Origin of the sequence: Shewanella sp. W3-18-1, assembly GCF_000015185.1 — a bacterium.
In the GTDB taxonomy this organism is placed as follows: domain Bacteria; phylum Pseudomonadota; class Gammaproteobacteria; order Enterobacterales; family Shewanellaceae; genus Shewanella; species Shewanella putrefaciens.
Genome location: NC_008750.1, coordinates 3,768,163 through 3,780,670, shown reverse-complemented (window position 1 = coordinate 3,780,670; position 12,508 = coordinate 3,768,163). Strand labels below are relative to the sequence as shown.

The window sequence follows — 12,508 nt, the reverse complement described above, 5'->3', positions numbered from 1 at the left end:
GAGACACTCCAAAACGACAAAAGCAAGATAATGTAAAGCCTAGTCAAAGAAGCTAAAAAACACAAAAAGATGTGGCTGTCCTCGTTTTCGTTTGTCCTCGCTTTCGTTCCTCCTCTTCAGAATCTAGTGTTATCACCTTATTTTTTATAAACTTGAGTGATTCAGGGCTCGTTTTGTCATTTATGGATAAAGCGACATTGATAACAGCGCTGGGAAACTGTACAAAGGAGTCTAATAAATATTTCCCTTCTATACGGCGCCGTGCTTAGAGATAGGATCCTAGTTTAATGATACTACTGCTGGCACTGACATATTGACGAAGGTTAACAAATAATGAATTACTATAAATTAGGTATAAATTCGGAAAGTAAAAAATGGATGGGTTATATGAATCCTAGTTCATTTTTTATAGATGGCGAAGGAAATGAATTAAGTGATGTGAAACTATCTGCGATTCAATCTGGATTCAAAGGTGTTTTATATTTCAATGCATTAAAAGAAGGTAAATCACCTCCGGTGGTCTCGGTTGGATCTAGGTTATTGGCGTTTAATGAGGATGTCTTTTTTGCGGACTATATTAATGTCAGTGGTGTCCAGTTAATACCATTTATAAATAGGCATAACAATTTAAAGTATGTGTTGATGCATGTATTTAATTACATTGACTGCGTTGATTGGGAATGTTCTAGAATTGAACGCTGGCCTCTGGGCTACATTCCAGAAGTTTGGGAATCAAAGCATGGGCGATTTTTTATTGAACCAGTTGTCAATAAGGACAAAATACCTGAAAACTTAGACGCCTTTCGTTTGTATGAGTGGGGTGGTGCATTTAATATAATAATATCCGAAGCTTTCAAAGATAAATTGTTGTCTGTGGAGTTTGATAGTTCCCTTCTTGATTTTAAACCACTATCTCTTAAATAATAAATGCCGAGGAGGTTATTAAACATCCTCGGCATAATTTTGTTTGTATATCCATCCCTCAACTTTGTAGGCACATATTGATGCGGGACACATATTGGGCAAGGTTCTTGGTGGACTGGTCAATACCCACAGATTATTGACCACTTGATGCTGATGACTTAGTAATATCATAGCAATTGTCTAGAACCACGGTGAACAGCTCCTAGACAGCCCGACCCCACAGTGTTTTTAGATTCTTTCACGTACGTAATCTCCTAATTCTATGATATTTCCAAATTCAAGAGATATACCTTTCCCATCTAGAAGCCTATATGACTTAAAATCTCTACGAAAGAACACAACAGCATCTAATGTCTTTAATTGATAAACGAGCCACCAATTCTGCCCTTCCTTTTTTGGGTAGCTCTGACGGCATGATTTTAGGTACTCTTTTATAGATAAACCACGAATTTTTCTTCTATCTAAATCTGCCTCCTTCATTACATCCGGAGGATAAACATATGCACTAAGTTTTGCAGCAGAGATACCTAAGAATTCCGCCTGTCTTTCTAATTCACTTGAAGGATTAATTATTTCTTCCAGTTCTGACTGTGTGAGATTGCTATAAATGTTATCTTTACCACATATTCCGTAACCGTCTAGCGAACCACACCTCGCATCATTAATCTGCCTATTTGAAAATACCTGCTCAATGATAAATTTGGAGCAGGTGATGAAAACATACAGAACAACTACTCAGTGGCAGATGCTACTTCAACAACGCGGCTCGTTTAGTGGCACTAATGTTGAATTCTGCCAACATCATAATGTCTCGATTACCACTTATTATAAACAACGTGCTTTACAGGCTGAGAACCAGCAAAAAATAACCTTACCAACGCGCGCTACATCATCACGCTTTATTCAACTAAAACAAACCACCACTGACGTCTGCGAGCACACTCATCAAAATACACTGCAGTTTGATACCCGCACCGGCCAACTCACCCTACCTGCAGATTTAGCAACGACCGATATCGTTGCCATTATTAAAGGGCTAATGGCATGAAGATGTTTGTTGATGTGCCCACCGTTTATGTATGTGCCGATGTGGTCGATTTTCGAAAATCGATTAATGGGTTAGCCGCCTTAGTGGAAGCAGAGCTTGAACTCCCAGTGCTCAGTGGTGCGCTATTTGTCTTTTGTAATAAAGGCCGTGACAAACTCAAATTGCTTTATTGGGATAATACCGGCTTTGCGCTGTGGTATAAGCGATTAGATAAGCATAAGTTCAAATGGCCCAAACTCATGTCACCCACCATGACATTAACCGAGCAACAATTACACTGGTTATTGTCGGGTTATGATGTCATTGGCCACAGTAAAATTGATATAGCAGGTAAGCAATTACTTTAATATTTGCGATCGATTGATGATCATCAAAGGATGTTCATTTAGCACTGGAAACCCGCTGGTGACGCCTTAAAATAGGCGTCATGAAAAATGTACTCGCCCTTCAACAGCGCATTGCTGAACTGGAAAAACTGCTCGAAAATGAGCGGCAATTATCTTTACAAAAAGATGCGCAAATAGCTGCGCTAGAAGAACGCTGGCGCCTGGCCCAACAAAAACAATTTGGCAAAAGTGCTGAAGGCTTTGTAGGGCAAGGCGAGTTATTCAATGAAGTAGAAGAGATTGTTGAAGCCGTTGAGGCTGAGCAACAATCCATTAGCTATACCCGCAAAAAACCGGTGCGTAAGCCACTGCCAAAAGACTTACCCCGTGAGCAAGTTATCCACGACATTGAAGATAAAACCTGTGATTGCTGTGGCGGTGAGCTACATAAAATGGGTGAAGATAAGTCAGAAAAGCTTGAGTTTATCCCAGCGCAAATAAAAGTCATTGAGCACATTCGGCCTAAATACGCGTGCCGTCACTGTGATAAATCCTCGACGAATACGCCAATAAAACAAGCACCAATGCCTGCAATGCCGATTAATAAAGGTATCGCGACGAGCAGTTTGCTCAGTCAGCTTATCACCAGTAAATACCAATACGGGTTACCGCTTTATCGCCAGGAAGCGATGTTCAAGCAATACGGTATTGAGCTCAGTCGCCAGACCATGAGCAGCTGGATAGACAAATCCGCCGCACTCTTCGCGCCACTAGTTGAGCGACTTAAAGCCGAACTGTTAAAGCAGCCCACGCTGTTTGCCGATGAAACGCCATTAAAGGTGGTGAAATCCGATAAAGTGAACAGCTACATGTGGGTGTATTGCTCAGGTCGAGATTCACCAGACCCGAATAATCCTATCCCTAATATCGTGCTTTACGATTTTCACAATAGTCGCGCGGCCGCGTGCGTGGTTAATTATCTTGATGGATATCAAGGGTACTTGCACGTAGATGGTTATCAAGCTTATGAAAAAACACAGGCAACCTTAACTGGCTGCTGGGCGCATGCGCGTCGTAAATTTATTGAAGCCAAAAAGCTGCAAGGTAAAAATAAAACCGGCAAAGCGGATGTGGTATTGAGCCTTATCCAAAAACTGTACGGCGTTGAGTCACGCGTTAAAGATAAAAGTGCGGATGATAAATACACGACAAGACAAGCAGTCAGTGTGTCTATACTGGACAAGCTAAAAGCATGGCTTGAGCAAAACCAACCGAATTTAGTGGGTAATACCAAACTGATAGAGGCGGCTAATTACCTGGCTAATCAATGGCACAAACTTATTCGTTATGTTGATGATGGCAGATTGAGTATTGATAATAATCGTGCAGAGCGAGCGGTAAAACCGTTTGTGATTGGTCGAAAAAATTGGTTATTCAGTCAGACAGCTAATGGGGCTCATGCCAGTGCCACGCTTTACAGCATTGTGGAAACCGCAAAGGTTAATGGCTTAGTGCCATTTGATTACATCATGGCTTGCCTTAATGAACTGTGCCAACCAGCACCGGATATAGACAGCCTGTTACCATGGAATTTTAAAAGATAGGTGTAGTTGCCCGGACGCTTACCATATTCCGCAATGAAATGAAAGATTAATTTTATTGCTGGTCATAAAGTCATCAAAAAAACACGCATCGACTTCATTATATTTTTCACAATACTTACACTTTAATGATGCTGTTGTTGACATTGTTATCCCTACAAAAAGCTAACGTCTTAGTATTTATGCGCTGCGCTGTTTGCAGGCATAAATCGCTTGTTTACTAAATCTCAAATATGGCCGCTGCCACATCCATGTAAATGGGTATAAATGATGCTATAGGAATTTGCTTTTTTGCGGTAGCGGTTTTTATACCGTTTGAAGGGTAATTAGTTGATATCTATGACTGGATGTTACCCTATGAACCAGACTAGGAAAGTCTGATTCACTAGCTCACTTTTGGGACATAAACGTGATAGACCCTTTGCTCTAACTCGTCAGTTTCTCATTAAAATTTCTATGGATTAATAAACATATAAACAGCCACTCATTATAAAACAACATAATGCACTTTCAGTTTGCCTACAATCTGCTTTGGCTAAAATGGCTTAGAATGAGAGTCCTCAAAAAAATGAAACGGGACACCCGCTTTCTAGCTTTACACTAGCGTATCAGCCTAAAGAATGAGCCATTGCCCGTTTGGGTAAGTACCAATATAACCAAAAGGTATTCTTCCACTGAGATACCAAGATAGGCGTTCACTCGTAAAGGCTGAAAGTTTAACGTCAGCTCGGAGTAGTGTAGCGAGCGTATCTGCGTCGTCGGATGTCAGTGCGCATACTTCTGCAACGGGAATCATTTTCCAAGTGGAGAGGTAAGCTGACTTAGATATTTCATCTACTTCGTTGTCAGAAATCCAAGCATGCATGTCATTTACTACTGCCTTTGTTTTTAATGAAGTAGCCAAGTTATGATCTGTTACACACAGGCTTTCATATTGGATTTCGTAAGGTGTTTCAAAAAAGGCTTCAGGATCGGATTCAATAAAAGCGGCAATGTCCGCTAATGTGCCGTATGTCTTTGCTGTTTCCTCTGGCTGACCTACATTGGCTGCCCATGCACAAGTTTGAAGTTGCTGTAATAAGGTGGCGTTATCGTTCATGGGTCAGTGGACTCTAATGGTTAGTGTATATGCTGCTTTTTATCTTGCTGTATTTGTCTTCGCATTATTAATCTACCCCATCATGCATAAAAAAACCGCTTGGTAGCGGTTTTTTATGCATCTTAATATGGGATTATAAGCCAGCGTCAGCGCGCAGTGCTTCGGCTTTATCTGTTGCTTCCCATGGGAATTCGTTGCGGCCAAAGTGACCGTAAGCGGCAGTTGCCTGATAAATTGGGCGAGCCAGATTTAGCATTTCAGTCAGGCCATATGGGCGTAGGTCGAAGTGTTGACGCACTAATTTGATCAGCACCTCTTCAGACACTTTACCCGTACCGAAGGTCTCGATACTGATTGATGTTGGCTCAGCCACACCGATAGCGTAAGACACTTGCAATTCGCAGCGATCAGCCAGACCTGCAGCAACAATGTTTTTTGCTACATAACGGGCAGCGTAAGCGGCACTACGGTCAACTTTTGATGGGTCTTTACCAGAGAATGCACCACCGCCATGACGCGCCATACCGCCGTAGGTATCTACGATGATCTTACGACCCGTTAAACCACAGTCACCCATAGGTCCGCCGATAACGAAACGGCCAGTTGGGTTGATAAAGTATTTAGTGTCTTTGCTTAACCACTGGGCAGGCAGAACGGGCTTGATGATGCTTTCCATCACGCCTTCGATCAAATCTGCTTGGGCGATATCAGGGCTGTGCTGGGTTGAAAGCACGATCGCATCGATACCGACAATCTTGTTGTTTTCGTAGGCGAAGGTGACTTGGCTTTTCGCGTCTGGGCGCAGCCATGGCAAAGTGCCGTTTTTACGTACTTCTGATTGACGCTTCACTAGTGCATGGGCATAAGTGATAGGTGCAGGCATCAGGATCTCGGTTTCATTGCTGGCATAACCAAACATTAAGCCTTGGTCGCCGGCACCTTGTTCTTTTGGATCGGCGCGATCAACACCTTGGTTGATGTCTGGAGACTGTTTACCAATCGCGTTTAATACGGCGCAGGAATCGGCATCAAACCCCATGTCTGAATGGGTATAACCAATTTCGCGAACCGTTTTACGGGTCAACTCTTCAATATCTACCCAAGCAGAAGTAGTGACTTCACCACCCACTAATACCATGCCAGTTTTGACGTAGGTTTCACACGCGACGCGTGCTTTAGGATCTTGGGCCAGAATTGCATCTAGCACAGCATCAGAAATCTGATCTGCAATTTTATCGGGATGACCTTCTGAGACCGACTCAGAAGTAAACAAGTGCTTTGCCATAGTAGGAAAATCTCGTCGTTAGCATTCAAACGTGTAGAAGCATCTACATCTAGACGGCTATTTTAGTGGAAATTCATCACTATGACACCCCCAAAGCTAAATATTTGTGTACTTAGTGAGGTAAATCCCAGCTTTAAAATCCAAACTAAAAAGCGATTTTGTTAATTAACTTTTTGAAAATAAATCATTAAATATATCTTTGGACCATTATTTTTCATTGGTATATCTAATTAAAATGCCCAAGATGGCCCGTAGGCAATCTTAAGTAAAAACTTTATGAGTGTCTTGGTATGCCGATTTTAATTACGAAGTTTGGACTATAAAAGTTCATATTCAATCTCTTTTTTATCTTGATAAAGCACGATTGACGCGATGAAGGTGAAATTGTGATGAATTTTCGTTTGCGTCATCCTCTTATGTAGGGGAAAATATGCATCCAAATTGCCCGCTAGACCCCACAAATTAAGCAGGAGAGAGCATGTCTTCCCGTAAAGTACTCGCCAACGCAATCCGTGCGTTAAGTATGGATGCAGTTCAAAAAGCAAACTCAGGCCACCCCGGCGCCCCAATGGGCATGGCAGATATTGCTGAAGTGCTGTGGAATGATTTCCTTAAGCACAATCCGAACAATCCGAAATGGGTAGATAGAGATCGTTTTATCCTCTCTAACGGTCACGGCTCTATGCTGATCTACTCTTTACTCCACCTGACGGGTTATGAACTACCGATTGAAGAACTGAAACAATTCCGTCAATTGCATTCAAAAACCCCAGGTCATCCTGAATATGGTTATACCCCAGGTGTTGAAACCACAACGGGTCCATTAGGCGCGGGCATTAGTAATGCGGTCGGTATGGCGATTGCCGAAAGAACACTAGCGGCGCAGTTTAACCGCGACGGCCACGAGATTGTTGATCACTATACTTACTGCTTCCTTGGCGATGGTTGCTTGATGGAAGGTATTTCCCACGAAGCTTGTTCATTAGCTGGCACTTTAGGTTTAGGTAAGTTAATTGCATTTTGGGATGACAACGGTATTTCTATCGACGGCCATGTTGAAGGCTGGTTTACCGATGACACGCCAAAACGTTTCGAAGCTTACGGCTGGCATGTGATTGCCAATGTTGATGGCCATGATAGCGATGCGATTCGTGCCGCTATTGAAGCGGCGAAAGCCGTGACCGACAAGCCCACCATGATCTGCTGCAAAACCATTATCGGTTTCGGTTCGCCAAACAAATCTGGCAGCCACGATTGTCATGGCGCACCATTAGGTGATGCTGAAATCGCCGCGGCTCGTGAATTCTTAGGTTGGCCACATGCACCATTCGAAATCCCTGCCGATGTTTACGCAGGTTGGGATGCTAAAGAGGCGGGTGCTGCAAGGGAAGCCGCGTGGAACGACAAGTTTGCTGCTTACGCTAAAGCATACCCAGAACTGGCTACAGAGTACGAGCGCCGTGTACTGAAAGGCGAATTACCTGCTGATTTCGAAGCTAAAGCACAGGCATTTATCCAAGAATGCCAAGATAAAGCCGAAGGTATTGCGAGCCGTAAAGCGTCACAAAATGCCATCGGTGCCTTTGGTGCTATGTTGCCTGAACTGCTTGGTGGCTCTGCCGACTTAGCGGGTTCTAACTTGACCTTATGGTCAGGTTCTAAAGGGATTCAAGACGATCCAGCCGGTAACTATGTGTACTACGGTGTGCGCGAGTTCGGTATGAGTGGCATTATGAACGGCGTGTCACTCCATGGTGGCTTTATCAACTACGGTGCGACTTTCATGATGTTTATGGAATACGCGCGTAATGCTGTGCGTATGTCTGCACTGATGGGCATTCAAAACATCTTCGTTTACACCCATGACTCTATCGGTCAAGGTGAAGACGGCCCAACGCACCAACCCGTTGAGCAATTAGCTAACCTGCGTATGACGCCAAATATGGCGGTATGGCGCCCCTGTGATGCGGCTGAAACCGCTGTTGCGTGGAAGGCGGCTATCGAACGTCGTACGGCACCAACATCACTCATCTTCAGCCGTCAAAACCTGAAGGCTCAAGTACGCAGTGCTGAGCAATTAGCCAATGTGGCAAAAGGTGCGTACGTACTGCAAGACTGTGCAGGTACACCAGAACTGATCCTGATCGCAACCGGTAGTGAAGTGCAATTGGCGATGGAAGCGGCAGCGGCTCTGACTGAACAAGGCAAACAAGTTCGCGTAGTTTCTATGCCATCAAACACTGAGTTTGATAAGCAAGATGCGGCTTATAAAGAGTCAGTATTGCCCCGTGCTGTGACTAAGCGTGTCGCCATTGAAGCAGCCCATACTGACTTCTGGTACAAGTATGTTGGTTTCGAAGGCACTGTTGTGGGTATGACCACTTTCGGTGAGTCTGCGCCAGGCAACGTGTTGCTGAAGCATTTCGGTTTCACCGTTGAAAATGTGCTGAATGCAGCAAAATCACTAGGTTAATCAGCCAAAGGATTAGATTAAATACAAAAGGTTAAACTTTTGAACTGTTAATCTGTATAATGCGGCCTGCAATCGTTTGCAGGCCGTTTTTGTATTAAGAGGAAACTGATACCTCAATGATCCGAGTCGCTATTAATGGTTATGGCCGTATCGGCCGCTCTATCCTTCGCGCTTTATATGAGTCGGGAAAACGTCAGCAAATACAGATTGTCGCGATTAATGAATTGGCTAAGCCTGAAGCCATTATTCATCTTACCCAATACGATACCACCCATGGTCGGTTTCAACACAAAGTGAAGCTTGTTGATAATCATATGTTGATTGGCGACGATGCGATAAAAATCCTCCACGAGCCTGATGCGGCAAAACTCCCTTGGCGCGAGATGGATATTGATATCGTCTATGAGGCCACGGGCGTAATCTTAGATCGTCAAAGCTGTGAAGCCCATATCCATGCTGGCGCTAAGCAAGTGCTGATAAGTCATCCATCGTCAGCCGATGTTGATGGCACTATTGTTTATGGTGTGAACCACGATTTACTGCGTGCCGAACATACCGTTGTCTCAAATGCCTCATGCACTACCAACTGTATCGTGCCAGTGATTGATGTACTCGATAAACACTTTGGGGTGAAAAGCGGTGCTATTACCACCATCCATTCGGCGATGAACGATCAGCAAGTGATTGATGCCTATCATGATGATTTACGTCGCACCCGAGCTGCAGGCCAATCTATTATCCCCGTTGACACTAAACTTGCCCGCGGTATTGAGCGGATTTTGCCACATATGAAGGACAAGTTTGAGGCCATTTCGGTGCGCGTGCCAACGATTAACGTAACCGCGATCGACTTGTCTGTCACCTTAGCGAAAACCGTTGATATTGCCAGCGTGAACCAAGTGTTAGAATTGGCCGCCAATGGGCGATTTAACGGTATTCTAGGCTATACTGATGAGCCTTTGGTATCATGTGATTTCAACCATGATCCCCGCTCCAGTATTGTTGATGGCACTCAAACTCGGGTAAGCGCTGGGCAGTTAGTTAAACTGTTGCTGTGGTGCGATAACGAGTGGGGTTTTGCTAATCGTATGTTGGATACGAGTTTGGCGATGATTGCAGCTAAACAAAGCTGAAAAATAAGAATTTATACCAATGGGTTAAGAAGTTTGTAGTTAATTCGACGGGATATCGAGTTGCTATCTACTCAAACCGATTGATGAAAAACCAGTTTGTTTTTTGATTATAAAAGGAAGCGTTACCATGGCAATTATCAATATGTCAGATCTGGATCTCCAAGGTAAGCGAGTGCTTATCCGTGAAGATCTCAATGTGCCTGTCAGCAATGGCGTCGTCACCAGTGATGCGCGCCTTAGAGCCTCTCTCCCCACTATCGAGTTAGCCCTTGCCAAAGGTGCGGCGGTAATGGTGATGTCGCACTTAGGTCGTCCAACCGAAGGTGAATACAACAGCGAATTTTCAATGCAACCTGTGGTCGATTACTTGGCCAAAGCCCTGTCTTGCACCGTCCGTTTAGCGACCGACTATTTAGACGGCGTTGAAGTCGCTGTAGGTGAAGTGGTTGTGTTTGAAAACGTGCGCTTTAATAAAGGCGAGAAGAAAAACGACGAAGCGCTATCTAAGAAAATGGCCGCCCTGTGCGACGTTTATGTGATGGATGCCTTCGGCACAGCTCACCGCGCAGAAGCGTCAACCAACGGTGTTGGCTTATACGCGCCTATCGCCTGTGCTGGCCCATTACTGGCCCAAGAGTTAGATGCTTTAGGTAAGGCGTTAGATAATCCAGCGCGTCCATTAGTGGCGATCGTTGGCGGCTCTAAAGTGTCAACTAAGCTCACCGTATTAGAAAGCTTATCGGGCATTGTGGATCAATTAGTGGTTGGCGGTGGTATTGCTAACACCTTTATCGCTGCGGCGGGTCACAATGTCGGTAAATCTTTATACGAAGCCGATTTAATTGACGAAGCTAAGCGTTTAGTGGCGAACGCCCAAAGCCGCGGCGGCGATATTCCTGTACCAACCGATGTGGTTGTGGCGGGTGAGTTTAGCCCAACGGCAACGGCGACCTTAAAATCGGTGAGCGATGTTAGCGATAGCGATATGATTTTCGACATCGGCCCAGACAGTGCCGAAGCCTTAGCCAAAATCATTGAATCTGCTGGTACTATCGTATGGAACGGCCCTGTTGGCGTATTCGAATTCGACCAATTTGGCGAAGGTACTAAGCGTATCGCCCAAGCGATTGCGGATTCTAAAGCCTTCTCTATCGCTGGCGGTGGTGACACCTTAGCGGCGGTCGATAAATACGGTATCGCCGATAAAGTGTCTTATATCTCTACGGGTGGTGGCGCTTTCCTCGAGTTCCTCGAAGGTAAAGAATTACCCGCTGTAGCTATGCTGAAAAAACGCGGCGCTTAAGAGATTGGTTTTAAACAATGCGGCGCATAAGACGCCGCAATAAGCCGCTAACTAAGTGGCTATAAAAGTAAAAGAATTATAAAAAACCGCTTATTCTCTTTTGTCATACCACAATCTGACTTAAGTGATTAAGCATAAAAATCCATCCAAACGATAGCGACCTCGGTGACCAAGCGTTAATGTGACAGTCACCCTATTATTGGAGTTAAAAAAATGGCGTTAATTTCCCTACGACAACTACTCGATCACGCGGCAGAACATGGATACGGTGTGCCAGCGTTTAACGTAAACAACCTTGAGCAAATGCGCGCCATCATGCAGGCCGCAGAAGCTACCGACAGCCCTGTTATTGTGCAAGCCTCTGCGGGTGCGCGTAAATATGCCCGTCCTCAGTTCTTAAAATATCTGATGACTGCGGCCCTTGAGCAGTATCCTGATATCCCAGTCTGTATCCACCAAGACCACGGTACTGACCCTGATATCTGTCAGCGTTCTATCCAATTAGGTATGTCATCAGTAATGATGGACGGCTCATTAATGGCCGACGGTAAAACCCCAGCGTCTTATGAGTACAACGTTGATGTGACTCGCAGAACCGTTGCATTCGCCCACGCCTGTGGTGTGTCTGTAGAGGGTGAAATCGGTTGTTTAGGCAGCTTAGAAACCGGTACTGCCGGTGAAGAAGACGGTGTTGGTGCAGAAGGCGTGTTAAGCCACGACCAACTGCTGACCAGCCCAGAAGAAGCGGCGCGCTTTGTTGCTGATACTCATGTTGACGCGCTGGCGATTGCGATTGGCACTAGCCACGGTGCATACAAGTTCAGCCGTAAACCGACAGGCGATGTACTGCGTATCGACCGTATTAAAGAAATCCATGCCCGCATTCCTAATACTCACTTAGTGATGCACGGTTCATCTTCTGTGCCACAAGAATGGTTACAGATCATCAACCAATACGGTGGTCAAATTCCTGAGACCTACGGCGTGCCATTAGAAGAAATCGTTGAAGGTATCAAACACGGTGTGCGTAAAGTGAACATCGATACCGATCTGCGTTTAGCGTCTACTGGTGCGGTACGTAAATACTTGGCCGAACACCCAAGCGAGTTCGACCCTCGTAAATTCTTAAAAGCCTCGATGGAAGCGATGGCGGATATTTGTACTATTCGCTACGAAGCCTTTGGTTGTGCGGGTCAGGCATCTAAGATTAAGCCTTTGTCTTTACAAGCAATGTACAAAGCTTATCAGTCTGGTGCGTTAGATCCTAAGATCAATATGTAAGTTTTCGGCTTAATGAAAAACCCGCTAAAAAGCGG

General features: G+C 44.7%; 10 protein-coding genes. 8 read left to right on the top strand and 2 right to left on the bottom strand.

Translation table 11 applies throughout. From position 1 onward, the window contains the following. Positions 1-333: 333 nt before the first annotated feature. The 4 genes from SPUTW3181_RS17175 (at position 334) to SPUTW3181_RS17155 (ending at position 3,902) form a co-directional block, all read left to right on the top strand. Positions 334-924, top strand: a complete 591-nt coding sequence (locus tag SPUTW3181_RS17175) for a hypothetical protein (protein WP_014609964.1) — start codon at positions 334-336, stop codon at positions 922-924. A 712-nt stretch (positions 925-1,636) separates the two neighbouring features. Continuing rightward, complete coding sequence (locus SPUTW3181_RS17165; protein WP_014611559.1) at positions 1,637-1,972, top strand: hypothetical protein; 336 nt, start codon at positions 1,637-1,639, stop codon at positions 1,970-1,972. After that, entirely contained in the window at positions 1,969-2,319 is a 351-nt protein-coding gene (gene tnpB, locus SPUTW3181_RS17160; RefSeq protein WP_011790089.1) for an IS66 family insertion sequence element accessory protein TnpB, read from the top strand. The genes SPUTW3181_RS17165 and tnpB overlap by 4 nt, the downstream gene beginning before the upstream one ends. A gap of 80 nt (positions 2,320-2,399) precedes the next feature. Continuing rightward, a complete protein-coding gene (locus SPUTW3181_RS17155) occupies positions 2,400-3,902 on the top strand; it encodes an IS66-like element ISShes9 family transposase (protein ID WP_011790088.1) in 1,503 nt (500 codons plus the stop codon). Positions 3,903-4,512: 610 nt separating this feature from the next. On the opposite strand, the gene SPUTW3181_RS17150 is transcribed toward SPUTW3181_RS17155, so the two are convergent. Together SPUTW3181_RS17150 and metK are read right to left on the bottom strand one after the other, a co-directional pair. Continuing rightward, entirely contained in the window at positions 4,513-4,998 is a 486-nt protein-coding gene (locus SPUTW3181_RS17150; protein ID WP_011790565.1) for a hypothetical protein, read from the bottom strand. A gap of 133 nt (positions 4,999-5,131) precedes the next feature. Next, positions 5,132-6,283: a methionine adenosyltransferase gene (metK, locus tag SPUTW3181_RS17145; protein ID WP_011790564.1), complete on the bottom strand. Its 1,152-nt coding sequence runs from the start codon at positions 6,281-6,283 to the stop codon at positions 5,132-5,134. A 478-nt stretch (positions 6,284-6,761) separates the two neighbouring features. On the opposite strand from metK, the gene tkt reads away from it, so the two are divergent. The 4 genes from tkt (at position 6,762) to fba (ending at position 12,473) form a co-directional block, all read left to right on the top strand. Then, positions 6,762-8,756: a transketolase gene (gene tkt / locus SPUTW3181_RS17140; RefSeq protein WP_011790563.1), complete on the top strand. Its 1,995-nt coding sequence runs from the start codon at positions 6,762-6,764 to the stop codon at positions 8,754-8,756. A gap of 116 nt (positions 8,757-8,872) precedes the next feature. Beyond that, a complete protein-coding gene (gene epd, locus SPUTW3181_RS17135; protein WP_011790562.1) occupies positions 8,873-9,889 on the top strand; it encodes an erythrose-4-phosphate dehydrogenase in 1,017 nt (338 codons plus the stop codon). Between the two features lie 127 nt (positions 9,890-10,016). Beyond that, positions 10,017-11,192, top strand: a complete 1,176-nt coding sequence (locus SPUTW3181_RS17130) for a phosphoglycerate kinase (RefSeq protein WP_011790561.1) — start codon at positions 10,017-10,019, stop codon at positions 11,190-11,192. A 213-nt stretch (positions 11,193-11,405) separates the two neighbouring features. Further along, positions 11,406-12,473, top strand: coding sequence for a class II fructose-bisphosphate aldolase (fba, locus tag SPUTW3181_RS17125; protein WP_011790560.1), 1,068 nt, complete (start codon positions 11,406-11,408; stop codon positions 12,471-12,473). Positions 12,474-12,508: the final 35 nt, after the last annotated feature.

Excerpts from the sequence above, each read along its gene's own strand:
- SPUTW3181_RS17165 (WP_014611559.1), top strand. The coding sequence starts at position 1,637 with ATGAAAACATACAGAACAACTACTCAGTGGCAGATGCTACTTCAACAA.
- metK (WP_011790564.1), bottom strand. The coding sequence starts at position 6,283 with ATGGCAAAGCACTTGTTTACTTCTGAGTCGGTCTCAGAAGGTCATCCC.
- tkt (WP_011790563.1), top strand. The coding sequence starts at position 6,762 with ATGTCTTCCCGTAAAGTACTCGCCAACGCAATCCGTGCGTTAAGTATG.
- tnpB (WP_011790089.1), top strand. The coding sequence starts at position 1,969 with ATGAAGATGTTTGTTGATGTGCCCACCGTTTATGTATGTGCCGATGTG.
- fba (WP_011790560.1), top strand. The coding sequence starts at position 11,406 with ATGGCGTTAATTTCCCTACGACAACTACTCGATCACGCGGCAGAACAT.
- SPUTW3181_RS17130 (WP_011790561.1), top strand. The coding sequence starts at position 10,017 with ATGGCAATTATCAATATGTCAGATCTGGATCTCCAAGGTAAGCGAGTG.
- epd (WP_011790562.1), top strand. The coding sequence starts at position 8,873 with ATGATCCGAGTCGCTATTAATGGTTATGGCCGTATCGGCCGCTCTATC.
- SPUTW3181_RS17155 (WP_011790088.1), top strand. The coding sequence starts at position 2,400 with ATGAAAAATGTACTCGCCCTTCAACAGCGCATTGCTGAACTGGAAAAA.
- SPUTW3181_RS17150 (WP_011790565.1), bottom strand. The coding sequence starts at position 4,998 with ATGAACGATAACGCCACCTTATTACAGCAACTTCAAACTTGTGCATGG.
- SPUTW3181_RS17175 (WP_014609964.1), top strand. The coding sequence starts at position 334 with ATGAATTACTATAAATTAGGTATAAATTCGGAAAGTAAAAAATGGATG.